A 21,201-nucleotide genomic window follows, 5' to 3' on the forward strand; every position below is an offset into this window, starting at 1 on the left:
TAGACCAGGCTGCGGGACCAGTCATGGCCCGCCGCCACGGCCGCGTCCTGCACGTGCCGGCCCGCGTGGCGATGCCGCGCGCCATCTGCTGCTGCATCCTGGAAGCCCTCGGCCGTGGACAGCACCGCATGCCACTGGAACCCGTCGCCTTTGCCCTGCAAGGCGTTCAGCATCTGGGCGGCGTAGCAATCGTCCGGCTTCCGGCCGCCCCAGTAGAGCGTCACCGTCTTCAACGCCCGGCTTTGCAGCGCGGCCATGAGGATGGGCGCTACGCCGGCATAGCCCGTGCCGGTGGCCAGCAGCACCAGGTGATCCATGTCTTGCGGCTCATCTGCGGGCCAGGTGCAGTCGCCTTGGGCTGGGTCCACGATCAGCGTGTCACCAGGCTGGAGCCCGGGCAGGACGCCGTCGGTGAAGGCCCCGCCAGGCATGCGGCGGATGTGGAACTCCAGCCGGGCTGGCCCCGCCGCGCCGGGCGCGTTCGCGATCGAAAAGTTGCGGCGGGCGCCGCCTTCCAGGACCATCCGGGCATGCTGGCCGGGCAGGTAGCCGTAGTCCTCCCCGTCCTGCAGTTCGACGATCAGTTGGGTGACGTCCGGGGCCAGAGGCAGGCGCGACACCACGCTGGCGCGGCGCGGCGGCAGGGGCTGCTCGGGGGCGCTCCAGTGCGGAAAGCGCAGCGTCAGGTCGCTGGCCGCGCGGCACTGGCACATCAGCAGTTCGTCGCTGGCGGTCTGGTAGCTGCCGTCCGTGGGCGGCGCCATGCGTTCGTAGCTGCCGTCCACGACCACGGCGCGGCACGAACCGCAGGCTCCGCGCTGACAGGAGAAGGGCACGGGTATGCCCTGGGCCAGCGCCGCTTCCAGGATCGAGGTCGTGCCGTCCGTGATGAAGGGGCCGGTTTCCAGGCTGATGGTGTGGCAGGGCGCAGGGGTGGTCATGGCTGGTTCCAGGAAAATTGCCCCATACGAGGCTCAGGCAGCCAATCTACCGATAGAATGGCTACATGACATAGAGCCATTTCTTTCAATATGAACAAGCCACTTTCCGTCAGGCCAGGCGCGAAGCGCCAGGAAGCCAGCCTGGACCTGCCGATGGATGCCGCTCGCCCCGGGGAATCCAAGCAGACCTGGGTGTACCGCGAGATCCGCGAACGCATATTGAAGGGCGCATTGCCCTCCGGCGCGCGCCTGCCGTCCACGCGCAGCCTGGCCGGACGCTGGCATATTGCGCGCTCCACGGTCGAGGCCGCCTACGACCAATTGCGCAGCGAAGGCTATACCGCGGGCACGGTCGGCTCGGGCACTTATGTGGCGGCGGTGATTCCGGACAACTTCTTCCGGGAGGGGCTGCCAGACGAGCGCGCCACTACGCCCAAGGCGCGAGGGCCGATGTCCGCATCGCAAGCGGACACCGCCCAGCCCGCGCCAGCCGCCAGTGCGCCGCCCCCTGTTCCGCACATGGCCGCGCTCTACGCGCCGCTTCAGCCCAATTCCCAGTTCTTCTCGCGCAGCGCCGACGCCGCGCTCTTTCCCATGGAACGCTGGCGCAAGGGCTTGATGGCCAGCGCGCGGCGCGTGACGCCCGCCCAACTGGCCAATGACGAGCCGCAAGGCTGGCGCCCGCTGCGCGAGCAGATCGCCCGCTACCTGGGCGCGGCCCGCGGCATCAGTTGCGATCCGGACCAGGTCATCGTGCTGGGCGGCATCCGGGACGGCCTGGACCTCTGCGGTCATCTGCTGCTGCAGCCGCAGGATAAGGTGCTGATCGAGGATCCCGGCTACCTGAATGCCGAGCCCATCTTCGGCCAGTACACCCGCCACATCGTGCCGCTGGCCATCGACGCCGAGGGCTTTCCGGTCGCGCGGGCCCGGCGCCAGCGCGGCGTGAAGCTGGTGCACGTCACGCCCGCCCACCAGGCACCCACTGGCGTCACCATGCCGGTCTCGCGCCGCCTGGAGCTGCTGGATTGGGCTGCGCAAGCCGGCTGCTGGATCGTCGAGGACGACTACGACAGCGAATTCAGCTACGACGGCGCGCCGCTGGCCGCCTTGAAAAGCCTGGACACGGCCGACCGCGTCATCCATTGCGGCAGCTTCAACAAGACCCTGTTCAACGCGCTGCGCATCGGCTACGCGGTGGTGCCCAAGGCCCTGGCGCCCGCTTTCGTGCAGGCGTGCCGCCGGGCGGGGCGCTCGCCCAGCATCATCGAGCAGATGACCCTGGCGGCGTTCCTGCAGGACGGCAGCTTCGCGCGCCATGTGCGCAAGGCGCGCGGGGTGTACGCGCGCCGGCGCGATGCTGCATTGCGTGCCTTGCGGCAGGCGGTAGGCAGCGACGAACTGCGCGTCAGCGGCGAGCACGCCGGCTTTCATCTGCTGTGGTGGCTGCCGCCGGGATGGGACTTGGAGCAGGCCGTGGCGGCGGCGCGGACGGCGGGCGTGGGCATGCAGCCGGTAGCGGACTTCTGCCGCAAGGTGGACCTGCCGCCGGGCGCGGTGGTGGGCTACAGCGCCGTGGAAGAAGAGGCCCTGCTGAAGCTGGGTACGCTGCTGCGGCAAGCGGCCCCGGTTCAGGGGCAGATGCGGGACCCGGCGCTGCTGCGCCGCCTGCTGCGGGTCAAAGACCGCATGGACGCAGCTTCGCACGAAGCCTGGCCCGTGGAACGACTGGCCGAGGTCAGCGGCGTTTCCAAGGCGCACTTCGCGCATTCCTTCAAGCGCGCCTTCGGCCTGCCGCCGCATCGCTACCTGCTGACACGGCGCATCGAGCAAAGCGTGGCCATGCTGCGAGACACGGAGCAGAGCGTCACGGAAATCGCCTACGCCACGGGCTGGGAAAGCCTGGGCACCTACAGCCGCATCTTCCGCGACATCACCGGCCTCAGTCCCAGCGCCATGCGCGTGCAGGCGCGGGCCGGGACTCAGCCGCTGGACCGCGTGCCGGCCTGCGTCGTGAAGGCGGCGCAGCGCCCCGATCTCAATATCGCTGTTTTGGAGAAGCGGCGGCGCGAGGCCGACGGTAAATTTCCGCCATCAACCAAGGAGGTCATATGAACCTAGGCATCAATGTGGCGGGCGTGTACGTGGACGATCAGGACGCGGCGCTGGCGTTCTACGTCGACAAGCTCGGCTTCCGCGTCCATACGGACGTGCGCAACGGACCGTACCGGTGGCTGACGGTGCAGCATCCGGATCAGCCCTCGTTTCAGCTCGGTCTGTTCGCGCCCGGACCACCCATCCATGACGAGGCCACCGCGCAAACGCTGCGCGCCATGGTCGCGAAGGGGGCCATGCCGCCCCTGGTCTTGCACGTGGCCGACTGCCGCGAAACCTACGCCCGTTTGCAGGCTCAAGGCGTTGAATTCACGCAGGAACCGATCGAACGCTACGGCAGCGTGGACGCGGGCTTTCGCGATCCCGCGGGCAATGGCTGGAAGATGATTCAGGCGCCACGGGGCTCGGCATGACATCCGGCCCCGGCGCGATGAAGCGTGATCAGTAAGTGATCCGCACCGAGACCGCGCTGCGCTCGGCCCTTGTGCGGGAGACGGCTTCGATGTTGTTGCCGTCCGGATCCAGCACGAACGCCGCGTAGTAGCCGGGATGGTAGGCAAGACGCTCGCCCGGCGGGCCGTTGTCCCGGCCGCCATGGGCCATCGCCGCCTGGTAGAAGGCATCCACCATGGCCTGGTCCTCCGCCTGGAACGCCAGGTGGATGCGGCCGGTCAGTTCACCCTGCACCTCCGCGCTGCCGGGCGCGGAGATGAACAGTTCGTCAGCCCAGAAATTCTTGTCGTCGGAGCCGCCGATCGGAATCTTCAATGCATTGAAGACGGCGGTATAGAACGCCTTGCTGGCGGGCAGGTCGCGCACGACCAGCCCGATGTGATCGATCAAGCGGCCCTTATGTCGTTCTTTCTGCGCCATGAATCGCTCCTGGCTATCGAGGTGGGGTAGGAATCAGGGTGTCAATCAGGGGTGTCAGACTACGCTTGCCGGGTTCCCGTTTCAAGCTGCCTTCCACTTGCCTCGCACGCGCGGCGATGCCCATTCAGTCCTTGCCGGCCATGGCCCGCATGGGTTGGCAGGTCAGTTCCTTTTCCTCCTCTCCGAATTCCGCCATGTCCTTGCGTGCCTTGGTGTAGGCGCGCAGATACTCGGCATCGAACACCAGCGACGACACGCCGGACTCGCGCGTGGCGGACTGCTGCCGCTTCTTCAAGATCTCCAGCAGCTCGGGCGTCAGCACCTGGCAATACTCCATGATGGCGTGGATCTGGGCCAGGGAGGTGGCGCGTTCCAGGTTCTGTTGCGCCGAGGCCGTTGCCGCGGACAGCGACAGGGCGGCGGCCGCGGCCCAGGAGGCTGGTTTGAGCAGGGGATAGGGCATTGCGGGGTACTTCCGTTCATATGGCGAGAGCCCGCATTTAACACGATCTTCGACGGGTTCACTTCGATGTCCAGGGAAACTTGGCTATCGGTCTACAATTCCCCCCGCTCCATCCGGGGGCTCAGGCTGTCCGTACGTGTAGTGTCGATAAGGGTCTACCCATGCGTCTGAACCAGTGCCAGAACTTCCACGACTTTCGCCGCATGGCCCGCCAGCGGCTGCCGGGCCCCATCTTCAACTACATCGACGGCGCCGCCGACGATGAAACCACCTATCGCCGCAACACAGCGGCCTTCGAATCCTGCGACCTGCTGCCTGACGTGCTGCGCGGCGTGTCCGACGTGGACATGTCGGTGACCGTCATGGGCCAGAAGCTGGCGCTGCCGGTCTATTGCTCGCCCACCGCCTTGCAGCGCCTGTTCCATCACGATGGCGAACGCGCCGTGGCCGCCGCCGCGGGCAGGTTCGGCACCATGTTCGGCGTGTCCTCGCTGGGCACTGTCAGCCTGGAAGAGGCCCGCAAGATCAGCGGCGGCCCCCAGGTCTACCAGTTCTACTTCCACAAGGACCGCGGCCTGAACCGCGAGATGATGGTCCGCGCCAAAGAGGCCGGCGTCCAGGTCATGATGCTGACCGTGGACAGTATTACCGGCGGCAACCGCGAGCGCGACAAGCGCACCGGCTTCGCCATCCCGTTCAGGCTCAATCTTGCCGGCATCGCGCAGTTCGCCATCAAGCCGGCCTGGGCGCTCAACTACCTGACGCATGAACGTTTCCGGCTGCCGCAGCTGGACACCCATGTCGACATGGGCGGCGGCGCCATGTCCATCAGCCGCTACTTCACCGACATGCTGGACCCGGCCATGACCTGGGACGACGTCGCCGCAATGGTGCAGGAATGGGGCGGGCAATTCTGCCTGAAGGGCGTGATGTCGGTGGAAGACGCCAGGCGCGCGGCCGACATCGGCTGCACCGGCATCGTGCTGTCCAACCACGGCGGCCGCCAGCTGGACGGCTCGCGCAGCGCCTTCGACCAGCTCGCAGAAATCGTCGACGCGGTCGGCGATCGCATCGACGTGATGATGGACGGCGGTGTGCAGCGCGGTACCCACGTGCTAAAGGCTCTGGCGCTGGGCGCCAAGGCGGTGGGGCTGGGCCGCTACTACCTGTTCCCGCTCGCGGCCGCCGGCCGGCCGGGAGTAGAGCGGGCGCTGGAACTGATGCGGGTCGAGATCGAACGCGCCATGAAGCTGATGGGATGCAGGACCGTCGCGGAATTGCAGCGGCGGCACTTGCGGTTCCGCTGATCGATAGCGCTGGGCGGATCGGGCCGGGAGGCCCGATCCGCGGGCTTGCGCATCAGAAGGCGATCTTCACGCCAAGCTTGCCGTTGAAGTTCTGCCCGTCGCCGCGCAGGCTGATCTCCGAGCCCACGCTGCCGTACACCGAGACATTGCGCTTGACGCCTACGTCCGCGCCCAGATTCAGCTGCACCGACATGCCCTTCATATCGGCCCGGAACGGCACATAGCCATTCTGCGACGAGAACTCCGTGGTCGGATTGGTCAGGAACTCATTGACCAGGCTGGCGCGCAGCCAGGTGGTCGCGATCCGCTTGCCGTCCGGTCCTGGATCCAGTTCCACCGTGCGCGCCAGGCGCACGCCCAGGCGGCCTCTCAGGCTGTCCACGTCGTTGAAACGGATCTTGGCGGCGCCGTCGTTGGCGTCATTGAGGTTGACGTTCTGGAAGACGAGTTGCGCCTGCGGTTCGATGACCCATTCCTCGTTCAGGCGGAACGGATAGCCGCTTTCCAGCGAGGTCGCGAAGCCGAAGCCGCGCGTGTCCAGGTTGTAGCCGGCGGGTGAGCGGCCGTTGTCGACGTCGTAGCGCGTGCCTTGGATCACGGCATCGACATACCAGCCTTCCTTGCCGATATGCGTCCAATAGCCGCCCAGCGTCACGCCATTCATGGCCGCCTGGCCGGCCGCGCGGCCGTCGAGGTGGTCGACGTCGGCCGTGGCGCGGCCGAAGGCGACGTAGGCGCCCGCGTGGTCCATGCTGCCGTTGGCATTGGCGCGGCGGTAGAGGTCCACGCCGGATTGCAGGCCATAGATCTTGTAGTCGTAGTCCGGGCCTCTGGAGCCCAGGATGCCCGAGTTGCTGCCATTGCGTTCGCCCGTGACGCCGATGACGCGGCCCCAGGCCAGGGAATTGCTGCCGGCCGGGGTGGAGGGCAGGGCGTAGCGGGCTTCGCCGATGCGCTCATGCAGCGAGTCCAGGAAGGTCGCGCCGTAGCGCAAGGCCAGCTCCGGCGTCGCCACGGCCGTGGAGACTTCGGGCCGGTAGTTGGGCGGCGCCGGCGGCGTGGGCGTGGGCGGGTTGGGCGGAATCGGCGGCACGGGCGGATTCGGCGGAACAGGCGGCTCGGGCTGTTTGCAAGCGGGATTGCTGGGAGCGGCGGCGCAGTCCACCGTCGAACGCAGGTACCAGTTCTGCAGCCCGCTGCCGTCCACGCTGGAACGTTGCAGCGTATAGGCGTAAGGGCCCGCGGCGACGTAGCCGCCGGCGTTGCCCAGCGTGAACGCACTGGCGGCGGTAGTGCCGCCATTCACGGCGTCTACCAGCAGGATGCCGTTGCCGGTGGTCAAGGCGCCCGCGCCGCCGGCGTTGGCGACGATCAGCGACGACGCGCCGGAAGCGGTCCCGCCATTGATCACCAGCCGGTCCGACGGCGAACCGTCGCCGCCGAGCAAGGTGTTCATGGCGATCCTGCCGCCCTGGCCGACGTAGTTCGGCGTCGTCAGCGTGGTGCCGGGCGCGGTGCCGGTGCCCATGTTGATGAGCCCGGCGTTGACCACGCCGGCGGTGGCCTGGCTGTGGCCGTCGAGATCGAGCGTGCCTGTCACCGTTACGTTCACGGCCGAGTTCGGGCTGAGCGTGGACGCGGCGCCGGCGCGCAACACGCCGTTATTGATGTTGGTGGGACCGCCATAGGTGTTTTGCGCAGTCAGGACCGTGGTGCCGGAACCGTCGTGGTTGACCGTGCCGGTGCCGGATATCAAGCCCGCGAACGTCACCGTGTCGGAGCGGTTGAAGGCCAGCGTCCCATTGTTCATCACGTCGCCCAGAATGGCGCCCGAGGTGCCGCCATTGCCCAATTGCAGCGTGCCTGCCGAAATCGTGGTCCCGCCCGTGTAGGTGTTGTTGGCCGTCAGAATGGTGGCGCCCGTGCCGATCTGGTTGACCACGCCACTGCCCGAAATCAAGCCCGCGAAGGTGACGCTATCGGAGCGATTGAAGGCCAGCGCGCCGTTGTTGCTCACATTGCCCACGATGGCGCCGCTGGTGCCGCCATTGCCCAATTGCAGGGTGCCGCCGGCTATCGTGGTGCCGCCCGTGTAGGTGTTGTTGGCGGTCAGTATGGTGGTGCCGCTATAGGTGCTGAGCTTGCCCGCGCCCGTGATGCCTGGAGCAAATACATAGCCGCTGGTGTTGGTGTGATTGAATACCAGCCCGCCGGTGGCGCCCAGCGTCAGATTGGGGCTGGGACCCGTCAATGTCAGCGTCCCGGGGGCCGCCGCGGCGGACAATGCGGCCGCGCCAATATTGATGACGCCCTGCGAGCCGGCCGCTACGCCTGCTCGCGCACTGGCCGCGCTGACCGCGGCGTTGTTCGAAATGGTCAAGGTGCCGGAGCCGGAATTGCCCACGGTGAGAACGCCGGAGTTGGTCCACGAGGAGCCGGCGCCATCGACCGTGACCGCGCCGGTCGAGCTCGCGCCGGCGCCTATGGTGCCGAGCGTGCTGGCGACCGCGCCGCCATTGGTGATGTTGACCCGGCCGTTGCCGGAAAAACCCACGGTGAGGTCGGCGCTGCTGTTCCAGTGCGTTCCCGTGCCGCTGACCGTCACCAGACCCACGCTGCTCGAGTCATAGCCGACGAAGGCCTGCCCATTGGTCACGACCGCGCTGTCGCTGATTTGCAGGGTGCCGTTGCCGGTCTGGCCCACGCGCATGAAACCGCTGCTGTTCAGCTGGGATCCCAGGCCGCTCACCGTCACGGTGCCGGTGCCGCCGGCCACCACGCCCACATAGGTATTGGTCGTGCTTCTTGCAACGCCGCCATTCGAAACACCTAGCGTGCCTGTGCCGGAATATCCGACGGACAGGCCCGTGCTGTTGGTCCACTGCGCCCCAGCGCCGCTCACGGTCACATGGCCGGTACTGCCGACCTGCCGGCCGACGAAGCCGGACCCGTTGGATACCACGCCGGTGGCGCCGATCTGCAGTGTGCCGGTGCCGGTGTTGCCGACCGTCAGGGAATTGGTGCCCAGGTTCCACGGCGAGGTCTGCGACCCGGGAACGGTGACTGTCGATCCGCCATCGATAGTCTGGGAATAAGAGGGGAAAGCGCCCAACGCGATCAAGATTGCGCTGGAAAGCTTGAATGACAAGCGGACGTCAATTGGTGACAAGGGCTGCATCTTCTCTACTCACTTAATCAAAAGAAATTCAGTGAAGTGATCGTCTGCGCGTAATGCCTGCCAATTGAAGTTGCCGCTGGGTAAAACCCGCGGCAAGGGCAGGCGTTTAGCATAAGTCTGTTTATTGTCGCGGCTGCAACAATAAATGGGGTCATATGCGAAGGGCGCAGCGATGTCCGGGCTTCCGCTTCTACAAACGGGAGCCTTGGATATGCGTGGGGGGGCCGGGCGATCAGGGAACCGAAGCGATTCCGATCAGAGGCTGAACAGGGACGGCGTTCAGGCCAAGGCGCGCGCGCGGGGCGGGGCAATGGCAGGTCGGACCGCAGAGGAGGGGGGACGTACAGGCAACGCGCATGGCAGATCGAACCGACAAAAAGAAAATGCCTAGCCTCAGTAGTTCTGTTCCATGGCAGAGCGGCTTGGACCTCCGGATTCAGCACATGGTCTGGAAATGCACGAACGAGGGTTTTGCAAAGGAGGTCGTATTCAGATTAGTGCCGGAAAATCCGGGCGCGATTGATGTAGATCAACGGCCATGCGCGATGCGCACTTAATCGGCTGTTCATGCGCAGGGCATCGTCGTGTTGCCGCAACCGATAGCAATAGTGTTGCGGACGCGGCGCTGTAAGTGGCTCGGCGTTCGGTACCGAGTCCGTTCAGGCTTGGGCGTTGCGCAGGAGGCAGGCTTGTGTGCACTGGCTCAGCAAGGGATCGCCGGCTTCCATCAATACCGGCTCGATAGGCTGGCGCACGCGCGGCAGCAGCCGCGCCAACAGCATTTCGCAATCGCGCCGTAGATAGCTTTGCTCACCTGTCAGCTTGCCGACGGCTCGCGCCAATGCCGAATCCCGGGCCAATACCAGCAGCGCCAGGCGGTCGCTGGCGGTGTCGCGCAGCAGCCAGACGCCAGTGGCAGCACGCAGCAGCGGGTCCAGCGTGTCGGCCAGCTTGCGCAGTTCGGACTCGTTCAACCCGTGCGCCTGATAGCGCGGCGCGGCGTCGCCGGCCTGGGTCTGGCGCTCCAGCTGGTCCGCTTCCAAGCGCCAGGCTCGCGCCTGGTCCAGGTCGCCGTGCCGCAGCGCCGCCGCCGTCAGTTGGCGCAGACAGGGCAGGCGATGCGGGCCGGGTTGGTTCGCGGCCTGCGTCCATAACGTTTCCGCTGCGGCTTCCAGGCGCTTGGCCTCGGTACGGTCCATGCGCGCCCTGTGCAGCTGCAGCGCGGCCAGTTGGCACAGCGTAGGCACGTGGCCGGGGTGTTCGCGCAGGTTCTGTTCCAGCAGGACGGCTGCGCTGTCCGCATCGCCTGTGAGCGTGTCGGCGTACCAGGCCATGGTGGCCCGTTCGTCGGCCGACAGCGCGCGCAAGCGTTGCTTGCGCATCAGATCATGATGGCCGGCGACGGCTTCGCCGCGTTGGTTCTGCAGCTCGAGGGCAGTCTGTCCGATGGCGTCGCGTTGCGATTCGTCCAGGGCCTGGGCCAGCGGCAGGCGCTGGTCGGCGAGCCATTCTTCAGCTGCGGTGGGTGAGGCGCGGCGCCAGGGCAGAGAGCTGGCGTTTGTTGGCGCTGCCTGCGGGGCTGGGGTTTGCGCCGCGTCTTGACGCGAAGGTCCCGTATCTTGCAGTTGCGGCGATGTCGTGGCGGGCAGCGGGTCCGCTGCATGCAGCGCGGCAAGACGGTCGGATAGCGAAGGGTGAGTGTCGTCGCCCGTGGTCGGACGGCACAGCGCTTGATGCAGCCAAGCCTGCGCCTCGGCTTCGTCTCGCGGCAAGGCCAGTTCGGTTTCTCCGGCCAGCCGCGCATGGGGAGAGGGCGGCTGAGCGTCGGCGGCTTGCACATACACGGCCGGCCAATACTCGCGTAGCGCCCGGCCCTGCAGGGACACCGCCATCAGCGCATTCGCGGCCGCAGCCGCGCCGCAGGCTCGCGCCGATTGCGCATCGGCTTCGTACTCGCATTCCCGCGCGAAATCCAGGCTGGCCGCCAGAAAGCGCGGCACATGCCAATTCATGAAGAGTCGCAGAGGGCTGGTAGACAGCCCCTTGCGCCGCTCCAGCTGCCGCGCCGCTTCCTGCCATTGCAGCCGCGCGAAATACACCCGGCTGGCGTAGCGTCCGTGGCTGCCGGCGATATGCGCGCACTCGTGCGCCAGGATCGCGCGGCAAGATTCGGCCGACAGCATCTCCAGCAGCGGCTGCCCCAGCCACAGCACGTTGCGCGTGCGGCCCAGCAGGCGCCGGTGCTGCCGGATGCTGGCGTTGAACTCGCTGTTCAGATAGACCGCGTCCAGCGCCGGCGCGCCCAGGCGCGCGCGCACCTGTTCGATCTCGCGGAACAGCGCCGGGGCGTCTTCGGGCCGCAGGCGGATGCCGTCCTCCGCGCCTGGCGGCCGCGCCGCGAATGGCAGCCGCAGCATCGCCCAGCCCGCGAAAGGCAGCGGCAGGGCGAGCGCTCCGGCCGCTACCCCCAGCATTCCTGGCAGCGCCGCATACAGCCACGCGGGCGCGGTGCATAGCGCCACGCCCGCACTCGCCAGTGCGGCATCGCCCAGCAACAGCCGGGCCGACAGCTTCAATCCAGACAGCCCGCGGCGCGCCATATGCTTACTGCGCGGCCGGCTTGGGCGGCAGGTCTTCGGCCGACACGCCGCCGCGGCCCAGATAGGCGCCGAACACCGTGCCTATGGTCTTGACCAGGCTGTGCGAGTTCATCACCTGGGCCTGGATGTCATCGATCTCCTCGTCGTCCGGCTGCAGGCGGCAGGCGTGCTGGGCCCATTCGATCGCGGCAAAGCGGTTCTTCTTCGCGCCGCGGCCATGCGTGTAGGCCAGCGCGATCTCGGCGCTGGCGCGGCCGGCGCGCCAATCGTCGTCCTCTTCCACCAGCGGACGCAGATAGGCGCGCACGCCTTCCTGCTGTTCCTGCCCGGTGCCATGGTCGCGCAACAGCACGCCGATGCGCAGGCGCGCCAGCGCCTCCGCGCGCGGTTCCTCGCGCGCGCCTTGCAGCAGCCCCAGCACCTTGTCCAGGTTCTCGCGGCGCGAGAAGTCCATCCCGCCGTCGAAGATATGGCGATGGGCCATGTTGTACATGGCCAGCGGCGAGCCATCGTCCACCGCGCGCTGCAACCACTGGTCGCGGACCTCATCGTCCAGATAGCTCTCGGGCGTGTTGTCGCGGAAGCCCCGGTGGATGTCGTACATGCTGCTGGCCGCGTCAGGCACGCGCCGGTCCGCCAATTGACGCGTCAGGAAATAGCCCTGCTCATGGTCGCCGCCGTCCCACAGCATTGCGGCCGCTGCCAGCACGTTGAAATCGTCGTCCAACTGGTCTGCCGCCAGCACCGCCGCGCGGTCCAGCAGCTGCTGCGCGCGCGCCGGATCCTGCGCAAAGCCCCAGCGGCCGAACTGATGCGCCACCGCTGCCAGCACCTGGGGCGTAGCCACGTTGTCCCAGCGGCACATGCGTTCCAGCACGCTCTTGAATGCGCCGTCGTCGTCCGGCTGGTGATGGATGATGCTTACGTGCGCGAAGCTGCGGAACGGTCCGTCCACCTGCGCGAAATATTCGTTCGGCGCGAACGCCGCCGCGCTCTGTCCATGCAGTTCGCGGGCGCGCGCCTGGTCTTCCAGCGAGTAGCTGGCGAATTGCGCGTAATAGCCCAGCGCCATGCCGCGCTCCGTTGGCCGCAGCTCGCGCGCCAGGAACGAATCGAAAATGCCGCGGTACTCTTCCACGGCTTGCGTATCGTCCGGCTCCGGATAACTGTCCAGTGCGTCATGGATCCCGATCCAGCGGATTGCATTGCGCTGCGGCTCCGTCAGCGCCGCGCACAGCGGGCCGCCGGCCATGCCGTCGATATCCTCGTAGCTGCCGCCCCAGCGCGGTTGCAGGTATTGCGCGTAGGCGGTCAGCGCGCCCAGATGGCCGGGCCGCAAGTCCAGGGCGCGCAGCAGCCAATAATCCTTGGCCTGGTCCATCTCGTGCTCGGCGCGCGGCGCCAGCCATGCCGGCAAGGCCTGCGGCGCCTGCTGCAGACGCGGCACGGCCACCGATGCCAGATGCGCCAGGGCGGCGTCCATCCGGCCGGGTTCCTCGATGTCTTCGTGCAGGATGATCTCGGGGGGATTGCCCAGGAACAGCTGCCGCAGCCAATAGGGTTCCTTGAAGTGCGCCGCCAGCTGCATCATCGTCACGCACGCCGCAATCGGACGGGGCGATAGCGCCATCGCCTGAAGCAGGGCTGCGGCAGAGCTTTCGCAAGCCAGCGCCGCGCCCAGCCAGCGGTCCTCAGTCACGCCGTCGGCCCAGCCATAGCCGCGTATATCCGCAGCGCGGCCGAAGCAGAAATTCCCCATCACCAACCGCGCGTGATAGGAGTCCGGGCAGGCGGCGATCCAGGCTTGCAGAAAATCCGAGGCGTCCTGGAAGGACACGGTGGAATAGTCGAACAGCGTGCCGGAATTGGCCGCTTCAAAATAGGGCGCGCCGGGGTCTTCCGTGTCGGCCCAATCTTGCTGTTCCAGGTCGGCGTAATAGGCGTCGAGCTGCGCGTACGCGCGGGATTGAACCAGGGCGCGGACGTCGCGGCGGATGGCGGTGAGGGATTGCAAGAGGGCACCTGAGGGGGAGGGACGGGGATCTGCCCGCGGGCGGGGCGGGGCAATGATGCCCTAGTTGGAAGTCAGGCCAAAGAATAAAAGCGACAAAAAAGAAATAAATATATCTGAATGTATTTTTGCCTGAGTTCCTGCTGCATTATTGCCCTCGGCCCGCAGGAGCATGGCCCGGTCCGATGATCCCGGCCATGCCCTATGTCCCTCGTGCTCAGTGCCGTTGCACGGGGACCGGCGCTCAATGAGGCTTGATAGCGACTTTCAGCACGCCATCGCGCTGGTTGGCGAACAGCTCGTATGCCGCGACGATGTCATCCAGCTTGTACTGGTGGGTGACGAGCAGGCCCAGATCCACACGGCCCGAGGCGATCACATTCATCAGGCGGCGCATGCGTTCCTTGCCGCCCGGGCACAGGGCGGTGTTGATCTGGTGGTCGCCCAGGCCCGCGGCAAACGCGTCCATGGGGATACGCAGGTCGGAGGAATACACCCCCAGGCTGGACAGCGTGCCGCCCGGTTTGAGTATGCGCAGGGCCGATTCAAACGTGCCCTGGGTGCCCAGCGCCTCGATCGACGAATCCACGCCGCGCCCGCCCGTGAGCTTCAATACCTCGGCCACGACGTCGCAATTCTTGAAGTTCAGCGTCACGTCCGCGCCCATCTTGCGGGCGATGTCCAGGCGGTGGTCGTTGCCATCGATGGCAATGATGGTCGTGGCGCCGCGCAGCTTGGCTCCGGCTGTCGCGCACAGCCCGATAGGACCCTGCGCGAACACGGCCACCGTGTCGCCGATCTTGATATTGGCGTTTTCGGCGCCCTTGAATCCGGTGGACATGATGTCCGGGCACATCAGCACCTGTTCGTCCGTCAGCCCGTCCGGAATGGGCGCCAGGTTGGCCTGCGCGTCCGGCACCAGCACGTACTCGGCCTGCGTGCCGTCGATCAGATTGCCGAAGCGCCAGCCCGCCGTGGCCTTGTAGCCGTGGCAGCCGCAACGCCCGCTGGGAATCAGATACGCGCCGTCCTGGCTCGGGAACCCATCCTGGCTGGGATACGAAGTGAAGCTCGGGCAGATCGCGCCGGCGATCACGCGCTGGCCTTCCTGATACCCGATCACGGCGCTGCCCAGTTTCTCGATCACGCCCACCGGTTCGTGGCCCACGGTGAGGCCCTGGGCGACGGGATACTCGCCTTTCAGGATATGCACGTCGGTGCCGCAGATGGTGGTGGTGGTGATGCGGATCAGCGCGTCGTTGGGGCCTACGTCCGGGATCGGCTTATCGGTCAATTCGATGCGGCCAGGCGCAACGAAGATTGCAGCTTTCATGAGGGCGGGCATCAGAGTCTCCTTTAGGGCTACGGGGGGAAGTGCGACAAACGCTACTTCAGGCTAAACCGGAGTATTTCGCAGGCCAAGCGCTTCGGCGCGGCGGGTTGCGCTGAATCAATACGGTGCATGGCCGCCTTCCTGTCTGGCGCCGCGCCGGGCATCGCATGGCGGGCGTGGGGCAACCGGGTCCGCAGGTATTATTGCGAAGTCTTTATGGATAGACCGCACAAGGTTCTTCAATGAAACATAGCATCCCGCTTTTGCTTTTGTCCTCCGTGCTCTTGACGGCATGCGGTCCCGACAAGATCATTGCCGACCTGCCTTCACCCAGCGGGAAATACCACGTAGAAGTGCGTCAGTGCCCGCAACGCGGGTCATTGACCTGGGGCGAGCAGACGCAAGTTTCCGTGCTTGAAGCCGGCGTCTCGGAGAAATGCAATGCCTTCATATCGGCGCTGACGCAGTTCCAATCCAATTCGCTGGACGATCAGTTGCGGCTCGAATGGGTTTCCGACACGGAACTCAGGGCGTGGCATCCGGCATTCGCGGCCAGTAGCGCGCCCATGAGCGCAAGCCAGATGCCGAACAATCCTGTGAAAATCACTTTCTCCGCCGGTAAGTGATCCCGGAGCTTCTGCTCAAGCATTGCCAGCCCTCGTCCCTGCTCTGACCGGCGTCCTGTGGACGTGAGAATTTGTTGCGCCGACCCCATGATTGTTACCGTGTGAATCATGGCGTCCCAGGGGGAAAGAATAAAACCCTGGAGGACAGAGCTAACAGCGACCCCTTTTTTGATCCCGCGCGGCACCGTTTGTGATTGAATACGCTCCGTTTGCGTGCGCATGGTCTGCATGCCGCATGATCCATTCTCCACGGAGCCTTATCCAGTATGCGTTTCAGAGTCATGACCATGGGGCTGCTGATGGCCTGCGCCGGCGCCGCGCAAGCCGCTACGGTGCAGGAAGTCTTCAATGGAAAAATGCTGGGCAAGAACCAACGCTATTTCGAATCCGTGGCGGGCGTGCCGCAAGAATCCTACGGCGATGATCATGTATTCGAAGTCCAGAGCTGCCTGATCACCGCGACGATCAAGTCGGGCAAGGTATCGGCAATGAGCATGGAGCCCACCGAAAGCTGCCAGCCTGACCTCAGCAGCTTCATCGGCGAATACGCGCCCAAGCCCGGACAGAAACTCACCCTCGCCGCCTTCGGCTCGGACCTGGCTTATACGGCCGATTGCCTGACGGACTGTGGCAACGCCGCCGACCCCTGGGTTTACGCAAGCTGGACCGCGCCTCGCGCGGCCGGCGGCGTGGAAGTCATGCTGGGCTTCGTGCAGGCCGGCGGCGACGCGCTGGACGCGGCCGATAAATGGACCACGCACATGGAAAAGGCGGAAGGCAAGGATTACCTGCTCAACAACAAATTCAATTGCGACGCCCGCTACAACAAGGTGGCCGAGGCCGCTTTCAAGAACGTGACCACGACCAGCGTAAAGATCGGGTTTGATCTGCCGAAGGAACCTTGTCGCTAGGTTGCGCAGCGAACTGCTGTTTTTGTAATCCACGGCCATGCCAGGCCGATTCCAGGGGAAAACAATAATGAAGAAGCTAGTCTTGACGGTTCTTGTGACGCAACTGCTTGCCGGGTGCGCGGGCTCCCCGATAGGCAATATGATCAACAATGAACGCCAGGAAACCCGGGCCGACATGATGCAATCGTGGGTCGGGGAGAGCGAAGAAAAGCTGGTTTCCAAATGGGGGCCGCCCACCAACAGCTATACCTTGTCCAGCGGCGGCAAGATTATTTCGTACGAATACGTCCGTGGCATCATCAACAACACCATCTACCGATGCACGGAGAAATTCAGGATTGACGATGGCAGTGTCACCAAGTGGGGCCTGAGCTCAGGCTGCGACACTAGGATCAACGGCGGGGACCTGATATCGAAGGATATCCCCATCCCGCAGCCGACCTTGTGATGACGGGCGCGGCCTCTGGCCGCGCCGCCGGCGCCGCATTGGGTTGGAATTGAACATGAATATCGAGAACATCAGAGGCCGGCTGGCTTTCCTTCAGGAAGCCGAAAAACTCAAAAGCGTGCTGCGCAGCGGATTCACGTCCACCGGCCGTCCCGAAAGCACGGCCGAGCACAGCTGGCGCCTGTGCCTGATGGCCATGGCCTTCGAAGAAGAGCTGGCCGGCCTGGACATGCTCAAGGTCCTGAAGCTGTGCGTGCTGCACGATCTGGGCGAGGCCATCCATGGCGACGTTCCCGCCATCGTGAAGCATCAGCATCCGGACAAGAGCGAACAGGAAAAAGCCGACCTGCTGCACCTGACCCGCTCCCTGGACGAGAAGCAGCGCGCGGGCATCCTCGCGCTCTGGCAGGAATATGAGGACGCCGCCACGCCGGAAGCCAAAGCCGTGAAGGCCCTGGACAAGCTGGAAACCATCCTGCAGCACACGCAGGGCTTGAATCCGCCGGATTTTGATTATGGGTTCAATCTGACCTACGGCCAGAAGCACACCGACGCGGACCCCTTGTTTGCCTTGGTGCGCAGTATTCTGGACGAGAAAACGCGCGGGCGCATGAATCCGGAAGCCTGATAAGTTGGCGACCCGGCGGCCAGCTAAGCTGCGGTCGCGCGTGAAGCCGCAGGCCGTTCATGCGTGCCAAACCAAACCCCCGACAGCACCAGCACGAATGCCCCCGTCAGGCGCCAGGTCAGCGGATACGAGGCGCTCAGCAGTTCGATCAACACCGCCGTGATCGGCGCCAGCGCCTGAAACGACATCACCCGGCTCGCTTCCAATCGGGTCAGCGCCCACAGCAGGCAGAAATAGCCCACCGCGCTGGAAAGCCCGATGAACACCACATTCGCCCATTGAAAGCCCGACAGACTGGGCAAGAGCGGCGCGCCTCGCATCAGGCAGACGCCCGCCAGGAACAAAACAGAGACGAACATCGCCGCCACGCTGATGTACATGGCTGGATAACGCTGCAGGTAGGGGCGGTACAAAAGACTGCAAGCCGCGCCGATGAACGTCGCGCCCAGCAAGGCGGCCCAAGCCCAACCATCGGCGGCGCCGCCAACCGCGGCGGCGGAGGGCTGCAGCAACAGCGCAATCCCCGAGACCGCCACACCCGCGCCTATCAACCGGGTCCAACTGAACCGTTCGCGTCCCGTGGCAATCGCGAGGCACAGAGTCACCAGCGGCAGAGTGGAAAACACCAGCGCGCAAGTGGCGGCCGGCAGCCGGGCCAGCGCATAGTTCAATAGCAGTATGAGCATTGCGAATTGCAGAATGCCCAGGCCCGCCACGGCACAGAGATCCTTGGCCGTAAACCGCAGCGACCATCGCCGCAGCATGGGCACGGCAAGCAGAACCACCCCTATGGCATAGCGCAGGAATGCCAGTGTCTCTGGTGACACGTCCGCCGACACCGCGCGCGTGGAAACCATGGCGGCCCCCACCAAGGCGCCCGTGACGGCGGCAGCAAATACTGCCTGAGTGCGTTCACTCATCGAAGCCGCGCCTGTCCGCAAGTACGGATTTCATCTGGCCGCAGGGATACATCACGTTCCTTACAGATCCCGCGCCCAATACTGCCCCACCAGATCCTTGCCGAAGCTGTGGTGCTTTTCTTCCTCGACCAGCTCGAAGCCAGCCTTCTCGTAGATCCGGCGCGCATCCGTCAGCACGCTATTGGTCCACAGCACCATGCGCTTGTAGCCCGCCTGCCGCGCAAACCGCAGGCACTCGTCCACCAACCGATGGCCCATGCCCAGCCCGCGCGCGGAGCCGTCCACGTACAACAGGCGCAGCTTCGCCGTCGTCTCGTCCTGCCGTACCACGAAGACCGAACCCACCATCTTCCCGTCCTTCTCCGCGATCCAGCAGCGCTCGCTATTGCGGTCGAACTCCCGGATGAACTTCGCCACGATCTCGGCCACCAGCGCCTCGTACTCCGAGTTCCAGCCGAACTCCTGCGCATAGACCATGGCCTGATTCGCCACCACCAGCCCCATGTCGCCGGGCCGCGGATCGCGCAGCACATAGGGCAGGGGGGCTTTATCGCCGAGCAGGTTCTGGATTTCGTTCATGGCATGGACCAGTTGCGCTTGCGCCGGCTCCGATAGCTGTTTGAGGATGGCGATGATCTCGTTGCGGGAAGCCTCGTTGAGCGGCGCAAACGACGCCCGGCCCGCGTCCGTCAGCTCCAGCACGCTCACGCGGGCGTCTGCCGCCGAGCGCGTCTTGGCAATCAAACCCTTCTTCTCGAACCCCGAGATCACCCGGCTGACATACCCCGCGTCCAGGTTCAGCTCCCGGCACAGGTCCGAGGTGCTGAGTGAGGGGCGGTGGGCCAGTTCGTAAAGAATGCGGACTTCGGTTAGCGAGAACTCGCTGGCCAGCAGATGTTCGTGCAGGACACCGATCTGGCGGGTGTAGAAGCGGTTGAAGTACCGGACCGCTTCGGCGCGGTCGTAGAGCGATTGCTCGGTCATGGGGAAAATCCAAATACTTGCCTGAAGCATATTATTATTTGCTTTAGGCAAGTATTGGAAGATCTTTTTCTGATCCGCGGCGAACGGTCCGATAGGCCGGCGCTATCTGGCGCGCGGCTAGGCGCCTGCCTGGATCATCGCTGCCGGAACTGCTTCCGATAGGCGGCAGGCGACACCGAGAACGCCGCCGTGAAATGCTGGCGCAGCGACACCGTCGAACCGAAACCCGTGGCCTCGGCCACCCGGTCGACCGACAGCCCGCCCGTTTCCAGCAGCCGCTGCGCCGCGGCCAGCCTGTGGTTCAGCACCCATTGCGTCACCGTCGTGCCCGTCTTCAGCTTGAAGCGGCGCGTGAAATTGCGGCGGCTGAGCCCGGCCTTGTCGGCAAGGCAGTCCAGCCCCAGCGGCTCCTGCAAATGCTCGATGGCCCATTCCATCGCGACGCTTATGGGGTCGCCGCCGTCCTCCCGTGTGAGCGGCCGTTCGATGTACTGCGCCTGCCCGCCATCGCGATGCGGCGCCATCACCATGCGGCGGGCCACCCGGTTCGCCAGCTCCGCGCCATGGTCGCAGCGCAGCAGGTGCAGGCAGCAATCGATGGCAGCCGCAGTGCCGGCCGAGGTCAGGATGTCGCCGTCGTCCACATACAAGGCCTTGCGGTCGAGCCGTATCCGCGGGTACTTGCGGGCGAAGTCGTCGCTCCAGACCCAGTGCGTCGAAGCCGGGCGGCCGTCGAGCAGACCGGCCTCGGCCAGCACAAAGGCGCCCAGGCACAGGCCGATGACCCGCGCGCCGCGCGCATGTGCAGCGCGCAAGGCTTGCAACATCGTCTCGGGCGGGCGCTCGTCCGGATCGCGCCAGGCTGGCACGATCACCGTGTCGGCCTCGGCCAGGGCCGAATAATCGTGCGGCACATGGATATCGAACCCCGACATCGTCGCGACCGGCCCGATCTCTTCGCCGCAGACCAGCAGGCGGTAGCGCGGCACGCCCAGCCGGGCCAGGTCGTCGCCGAACACCATGCAGGGCACGGACAAGTGGAAGGAACTGATGCCCGCGAAGGCGACGACGGCGATGGTGTGCATGGCGCTTGAGGCGAAAATGCGGATTTGGCCCGATCCTATCATTTATTTGTATTCGGGCCACTTTCCGGTTCCAGGCCGATGGCGGATCCTGGATGCTGTTCGCCCGCATGCGTGAACACCAAACGAAACGCCTACAGATCAAGGACCTACGATGAACCACCCGACCATCCGCGCCATCGCCGGCGCCACCGCCCCGCAGTCCATCGACCCGGCCAGCACCGCCTTGCTGGTGATCGACTTCCAGAACGAATACTTCAGCGGCCGGCTGCCCATTCCCGAAGGCCCTGCGGCACTGCGCAACGCCGCCCAGCTCGTCGCCCACGCCGATCGGCATGGCATCCCGGTCTTCCACATCCAGCACGCCACCCCGGCCGGTAGCCCCGTCTTCGCCGACGGTAGTGCCGGCATTGAATTCCATCCCGATCTGAGCCCCGCGCCGGGCCATACGGTGCTGCGCAAGTCCACCGTCAGCGTGTTTCCCAGCACCGACATCGACCAGCGCTTGAAGGCGGCTGGCGTGCGCACGCTGCTGATCACCGGCCTGATGACCCACGCCTGCGTGGCCGGCGCGGCGCGGGACGCGGTGCCGCTGGGCTACCAGGTGATCGTGGCGGCTGATGCCTGCGCCACGCGCGACCTGGATACTGGCGCGGGTGAACAGTCGGCGTTGCCGCATGCGATGCTGCATCGCGCGGCGCTGGCGAGCATCGATGACACCTTCGGGGACATCATGACGACGAAGCAGGTGCTGGAACTGCCGCTGGCTTGATAACGGGAA

General features: G+C 65.6%; 18 protein-coding genes. 8 read left to right on the forward strand and 10 right to left on the reverse strand.

Features of this window, described 5'->3' with window-relative positions:
• Positions 1-941, reverse strand: a 941-nt coding sequence (locus VIR09_RS10525; protein ID WP_332012817.1) for a 2Fe-2S iron-sulfur cluster-binding protein, incomplete at its 3' end; no start/stop codon positions are given.
• 90 nt (positions 942-1,031) lie between these two features.
• On the opposite strand from VIR09_RS10525, the gene VIR09_RS10530 reads away from it, so the two are divergent.
• Positions 1,032-3,056 (forward strand): aminotransferase class I/II-fold pyridoxal phosphate-dependent enzyme, encoded by a 2,025-nt coding sequence (locus VIR09_RS10530; RefSeq protein ID WP_332012818.1) that lies wholly within the window; start codon positions 1,032-1,034, stop codon positions 3,054-3,056.
• Positions 3,053-3,469: a VOC family protein gene (locus VIR09_RS10535; protein WP_332012819.1), complete on the forward strand. Its 417-nt coding sequence runs from the start codon at positions 3,053-3,055 to the stop codon at positions 3,467-3,469. The genes VIR09_RS10530 and VIR09_RS10535 overlap by 4 nt, the downstream gene beginning before the upstream one ends.
• 28 nt (positions 3,470-3,497) lie before the next feature.
• On the opposite strand, the gene VIR09_RS10540 is transcribed toward VIR09_RS10535, so the two are convergent.
• Together VIR09_RS10540 and VIR09_RS10545 are read right to left on the reverse strand one after the other, a co-directional pair.
• The gene (locus tag VIR09_RS10540; RefSeq protein WP_332012820.1) at positions 3,498-3,929 is read right to left on the reverse strand and encodes a VOC family protein; all 432 of its coding nucleotides are present in this window, start codon (positions 3,927-3,929) and stop codon (positions 3,498-3,500) included.
• A gap of 124 nt (positions 3,930-4,053) precedes the next feature.
• Entirely contained in the window at positions 4,054-4,392 is a 339-nt protein-coding gene (locus VIR09_RS10545; protein WP_332012821.1) for a hypothetical protein, read from the reverse strand.
• A 161-nt stretch (positions 4,393-4,553) separates the two neighbouring features.
• Between VIR09_RS10545 and VIR09_RS10550 the strand changes: the two genes are divergently transcribed.
• Positions 4,554-5,699, forward strand: a complete 1,146-nt coding sequence (locus tag VIR09_RS10550; protein WP_332012822.1) for an alpha-hydroxy acid oxidase — start codon at positions 4,554-4,556, stop codon at positions 5,697-5,699.
• A 52-nt stretch (positions 5,700-5,751) separates the two neighbouring features.
• Here the strand turns inward: VIR09_RS10550 and VIR09_RS10555 are convergent, their stop codons facing one another.
• From VIR09_RS10555 to VIR09_RS10570, 4 genes are all read right to left on the reverse strand, one after another.
• The gene (locus VIR09_RS10555) at positions 5,752-8,868 is read right to left on the reverse strand and encodes an autotransporter outer membrane beta-barrel domain-containing protein (RefSeq protein ID WP_332012823.1); all 3,117 of its coding nucleotides are present in this window, start codon (positions 8,866-8,868) and stop codon (positions 5,752-5,754) included.
• Between the two features lie 668 nt (positions 8,869-9,536).
• Positions 9,537-11,477: a M48 family metallopeptidase gene (locus VIR09_RS10560; protein ID WP_332012824.1), complete on the reverse strand. Its 1,941-nt coding sequence runs from the start codon at positions 11,475-11,477 to the stop codon at positions 9,537-9,539.
• Between the two features lie 4 nt (positions 11,478-11,481).
• Complete coding sequence (locus VIR09_RS10565) at positions 11,482-13,491, reverse strand: DUF4034 domain-containing protein (protein WP_332012825.1); 2,010 nt, start codon at positions 13,489-13,491, stop codon at positions 11,482-11,484.
• A 241-nt stretch (positions 13,492-13,732) separates the two neighbouring features.
• On the reverse strand, positions 13,733-14,833 hold the full coding sequence (locus VIR09_RS10570; RefSeq protein WP_332012826.1) for an NAD(P)-dependent alcohol dehydrogenase: 1,101 nt from the start codon (positions 14,831-14,833) through the stop codon (positions 13,733-13,735).
• 230 nt (positions 14,834-15,063) lie between these two features.
• Here VIR09_RS10570 and VIR09_RS10575 point away from each other — a divergent pair, with 230 nt between their 5' ends.
• From VIR09_RS10575 to VIR09_RS10590, 4 genes are all read left to right on the forward strand, one after another.
• Positions 15,064-15,447, forward strand: coding sequence for a hypothetical protein (locus tag VIR09_RS10575; protein ID WP_332012827.1), 384 nt, complete (start codon positions 15,064-15,066; stop codon positions 15,445-15,447).
• Positions 15,448-15,713: 266 nt separating this feature from the next.
• Positions 15,714-16,358: a hypothetical protein gene (locus VIR09_RS10580; RefSeq protein WP_332012828.1), complete on the forward strand. Its 645-nt coding sequence runs from the start codon at positions 15,714-15,716 to the stop codon at positions 16,356-16,358.
• A gap of 67 nt (positions 16,359-16,425) precedes the next feature.
• Positions 16,426-16,806, forward strand: coding sequence for a hypothetical protein (locus VIR09_RS10585; protein ID WP_332012829.1), 381 nt, complete (start codon positions 16,426-16,428; stop codon positions 16,804-16,806).
• Positions 16,807-16,861: 55 nt separating this feature from the next.
• Positions 16,862-17,434 (forward strand): HD domain-containing protein, encoded by a 573-nt coding sequence (locus tag VIR09_RS10590; RefSeq protein WP_332012830.1) that lies wholly within the window; start codon positions 16,862-16,864, stop codon positions 17,432-17,434.
• 23 nt (positions 17,435-17,457) lie between these two features.
• Here the strand turns inward: VIR09_RS10590 and VIR09_RS10595 are convergent, their stop codons facing one another.
• From VIR09_RS10595 to VIR09_RS10605, 3 genes are all read right to left on the reverse strand, one after another.
• On the reverse strand, positions 17,458-18,354 hold the full coding sequence (locus VIR09_RS10595; RefSeq protein WP_332012831.1) for a DMT family transporter: 897 nt from the start codon (positions 18,352-18,354) through the stop codon (positions 17,458-17,460).
• A gap of 60 nt (positions 18,355-18,414) precedes the next feature.
• A complete protein-coding gene (locus tag VIR09_RS10600) occupies positions 18,415-19,338 on the reverse strand; it encodes a helix-turn-helix domain-containing GNAT family N-acetyltransferase (RefSeq protein WP_332012832.1) in 924 nt (307 codons plus the stop codon).
• A gap of 134 nt (positions 19,339-19,472) precedes the next feature.
• Entirely contained in the window at positions 19,473-20,423 is a 951-nt protein-coding gene (locus VIR09_RS10605) for a GlxA family transcriptional regulator (protein ID WP_332012833.1), read from the reverse strand.
• 151 nt (positions 20,424-20,574) lie between these two features.
• Between VIR09_RS10605 and VIR09_RS10610 the strand changes: the two genes are divergently transcribed.
• Positions 20,575-21,192, forward strand: a complete 618-nt coding sequence (locus VIR09_RS10610; RefSeq protein ID WP_332012834.1) for a cysteine hydrolase family protein — start codon at positions 20,575-20,577, stop codon at positions 21,190-21,192.
• Positions 21,193-21,201: the final 9 nt, after the last annotated feature.

This window comes from Achromobacter sp. (assembly GCF_036567245.1).
GTDB lineage: Bacteria > Pseudomonadota > Gammaproteobacteria > Burkholderiales > Burkholderiaceae_B > Achromobacter.

Excerpts from the sequence above, each read along its gene's own strand:
- VIR09_RS10605 (WP_332012833.1), bottom strand. The coding sequence starts at position 20,423 with ATGCACACCATCGCCGTCGTCGCCTTCGCGGGCATCAGTTCCTTCCAC.
- VIR09_RS10610 (WP_332012834.1), top strand. The coding sequence starts at position 20,575 with ATGAACCACCCGACCATCCGCGCCATCGCCGGCGCCACCGCCCCGCAG.
- VIR09_RS10600 (WP_332012832.1), bottom strand. The coding sequence starts at position 19,338 with ATGACCGAGCAATCGCTCTACGACCGCGCCGAAGCGGTCCGGTACTTC.
- VIR09_RS10575 (WP_332012827.1), top strand. The coding sequence starts at position 15,064 with ATGAAACATAGCATCCCGCTTTTGCTTTTGTCCTCCGTGCTCTTGACG.
- VIR09_RS10550 (WP_332012822.1), top strand. The coding sequence starts at position 4,554 with ATGCGTCTGAACCAGTGCCAGAACTTCCACGACTTTCGCCGCATGGCC.
- VIR09_RS10570 (WP_332012826.1), bottom strand. The coding sequence starts at position 14,833 with ATGCCCGCCCTCATGAAAGCTGCAATCTTCGTTGCGCCTGGCCGCATC.
- VIR09_RS10545 (WP_332012821.1), bottom strand. The coding sequence starts at position 4,392 with ATGCCCTATCCCCTGCTCAAACCAGCCTCCTGGGCCGCGGCCGCCGCC.
- VIR09_RS10595 (WP_332012831.1), bottom strand. The coding sequence starts at position 18,354 with ATGAGTGAACGCACTCAGGCAGTATTTGCTGCCGCCGTCACGGGCGCC.
- VIR09_RS10530 (WP_332012818.1), top strand. The coding sequence starts at position 1,032 with ATGAACAAGCCACTTTCCGTCAGGCCAGGCGCGAAGCGCCAGGAAGCC.
- VIR09_RS10560 (WP_332012824.1), bottom strand. The coding sequence starts at position 11,477 with ATGGCGCGCCGCGGGCTGTCTGGATTGAAGCTGTCGGCCCGGCTGTTG.
- VIR09_RS10540 (WP_332012820.1), bottom strand. The coding sequence starts at position 3,929 with ATGGCGCAGAAAGAACGACATAAGGGCCGCTTGATCGATCACATCGGG.
- VIR09_RS10580 (WP_332012828.1), top strand. The coding sequence starts at position 15,714 with ATGCGTTTCAGAGTCATGACCATGGGGCTGCTGATGGCCTGCGCCGGC.
- VIR09_RS10585 (WP_332012829.1), top strand. The coding sequence starts at position 16,426 with ATGAAGAAGCTAGTCTTGACGGTTCTTGTGACGCAACTGCTTGCCGGG.
- VIR09_RS10535 (WP_332012819.1), top strand. The coding sequence starts at position 3,053 with ATGAACCTAGGCATCAATGTGGCGGGCGTGTACGTGGACGATCAGGAC.
- VIR09_RS10590 (WP_332012830.1), top strand. The coding sequence starts at position 16,862 with ATGAATATCGAGAACATCAGAGGCCGGCTGGCTTTCCTTCAGGAAGCC.